The sequence below is a fragment of the Loktanella sp. 3ANDIMAR09 genome (genome assembly GCF_001420005.1).
Classification (GTDB): domain Bacteria; phylum Pseudomonadota; class Alphaproteobacteria; order Rhodobacterales; family Rhodobacteraceae; genus Loktanella.
The window spans coordinates 1-1,232 of sequence record NZ_LJAK01000032.1 but is presented as its reverse complement, the minus strand read 5'-3'; the positions used below and the strand labels follow the sequence as shown (position 1 = coordinate 1,232).

At 65.9% G+C, this 1,232-nt stretch carries 2 protein-coding genes; both read right to left on the bottom strand.

Annotation, left to right across the window (positions count from 1 at the left end; all coding sequences use genetic code 11):
* Positions 1-7: 7 nt before the first annotated feature.
* Entirely contained in the window at positions 8-859 is an 852-nt protein-coding gene (locus AN189_RS18640; protein WP_056039690.1) for a hypothetical protein, read from the bottom strand.
* An 11-nt stretch (positions 860-870) separates the two neighbouring features.
* Positions 871-1,232: tail fiber protein (locus AN189_RS18635; protein WP_172794957.1), on the bottom strand; the 362-nt coding region annotated here is incomplete at its 5' end.

The window sequence follows — 1,232 nt, the reverse complement described above, 5'->3', positions numbered from 1 at the left end:
AGGCATATCAGACCGTCCCAACGATGTTGCTGCCAAGGGTGAAGCGATTGAGCATGGCCGCGCCGTTCTGCAACTGAACACCCTGCGTTCCTGCCATGACGAACGGGTCAACGCTTGCCGGGCGACCGATGCCCGTCACGGCACCCGAAAGCGTGCCACGCCAGAGAGCGACCCTCGCACACGCCACGCCGTTGAACCCGACGAGGCAAGCTGTCTGCTCACCGGTGAAACCGAAATCAGACAGGCTTACGCCGCCGATCCAGCCTGTCTCGCCAGTGAAAATCGAGGCATTTTCGCGGAACAGCTCGCCCGGAACAGCAAGCGCGCCGTGGGTGTGTTCGACCTCTACGGTCGTCACTGTGCAGGTGTCGTGCATTCGAAAGCCACAAAGGCCGTTGCGTGACGATGTGACCTTGACCGTGTGGTTTACGATCGCCGGGTTGTTTGTCGGTCCGACAAGGACCAGGTGGCGGTTGCCCTGCATATCCACATCGGATGCAAACGGCACTGACCCGGCGCTACCACCGGGCAGGTTCAGAACAACCCGCTGACCCGGCGATGACGCCGCGACCGCGTCCGCAATCGTGTTGAAGGTCCCGCCGTTGATCCGGGTCGGGTTCGGGTCCGCCGGGTCGATGACCGCCTCGAAGGCCAGCGACGGGATCAGGCCCTCGACGCCGGCTGCGACCTCGATGGCCAGCGCATCGACGGCGGCCTGCAGTGCTGCGAGGTCTGCCTCGCCTTCGGCCACGGCCGCCTCGACCTCGGCGCGCACACCGGCAGGCATGTTGGCAAGAAAGGTGGCCAGCGACGACAACTGCGCCAGCGCCTCGCTCATCGTTGCAAAATTGGTGGGCATGACCGGACCTCCTATCGCACGCGGATGATGGGATGGACGGACACGGCACGCGGGCGGGTTTCCTCGCCGCCAAAGGGCTCGGTCTCCGTCACAAGGCGACCATCGGCAGGCTCGTTAGGGCCCTGCGCCGTGTTGCCGTTGTCCTCGTTGTAGGCCCCGTCGAGCGGGTGGCTGTGCGCGCGGATTTCATCCGCCTGCCAGGTGCCGATTTCGAGGGCGGGCAGCTCACCGCGCCCCAGGTCGGCACCGCGACGGAACTCGGTCCGCAGTTCGGGAATGTTGAACGTGGTGGCACCGTCGCCAGCGCCCCAGGCATCACCGATGGCCGCCCACAGCGCGGGGTATTCATCCCGCGCCAGCGCGCGCCCGTCGG